Origin of the sequence: Autumnicola edwardsiae (assembly GCF_031846505.1) — a bacterium.
GTDB lineage: Bacteria > Bacteroidota > Bacteroidia > Flavobacteriales > Flavobacteriaceae > Autumnicola > Autumnicola edwardsiae.
The window spans coordinates 1-920 of the sequence record NZ_JAVRHP010000264.1 but is presented as its reverse complement, the minus strand read 5'-3'; the positions used below and the strand labels follow the sequence as shown (position 1 = coordinate 920).

The window sequence follows — 920 nt, the reverse complement described above, 5'->3', positions numbered from 1 at the left end:
AAAAATTTTGAGTTTGTAACATCGATTGCTTCAATAAATATTTGTGGCATTTCTGGTTCGGCCTGGGATATTCTGGATTCTTTGGCCAAACACGCTTGCCTAATCGCCTCTGCGGTAGGTTCAGCCCATTTTACCCAAGTAGAATATTTTCCAAATTCACGTCCGTCTTCATACCTATTATCGGATGTAGAGACAAGGCCTATACTTTTATTACCGTAATTAACATCGCCACCATTAATTTTATTCTGATATCCCGATTCTTGCGAAATTTCTTTATCAACATAACCACCAACACAGGGCATTTTAATGTAATGCTCTTGGAAGCCTTGGCGTATTATTGAATGTTGACCACCTTTACCAACATTAGGTAGAACAATATATCTACCCTTGCAATAGTTTACTTCATCTAAAACTTTGTGAAGCTGAGATAGGTTATTGATTACCTCTTGGGAAATTCTTTGGGTTTGAACTGTCTGCCTATCGAATTTATCTGTAGGTTGTATACCGATAAAATTAAGAACAGAATTAAGATGTGTATCTTCGAAATCAGCGTCAAAAATAATTATAACTTGACTGGCTGGATTGGAAAGGCTGAGTTCAATACCTGGAAAGACTGTAACCATTTTTTCTGGTTCGCCCATCAATTCGTGTATTTCGTTCTGCTCTTTGGCAACTTTTCTTAAATGCTGGACAAAGACCACGTCGTGATGGTCAGTCATTGCGATGGCATTGATTCCAGAGTTACTTATTTTATCCAAGTATTCTTTACAAAATTGTTCTCGATTGTCTTCGATTTCCTGTTTTTCGATTTGTGATAAATTTGCTATTTGCTCAGCGTTTACACCAAAACGAGCACCTGTCCAATTAATGTCTCTTGGGCTGTGTACTTGAAAATCACATCTATAAAATTTTGCGCCTTT

The 920-nt window shown here is 37.2% G+C and carries 1 pseudogene; it reads right to left on the bottom strand.

Features of this window, described 5'->3' with window-relative positions:
- Window positions 1-920 (bottom strand): annotated as a pseudogene (locus RM529_RS18265) (TrlF family ATPase); the annotation flags it as partial.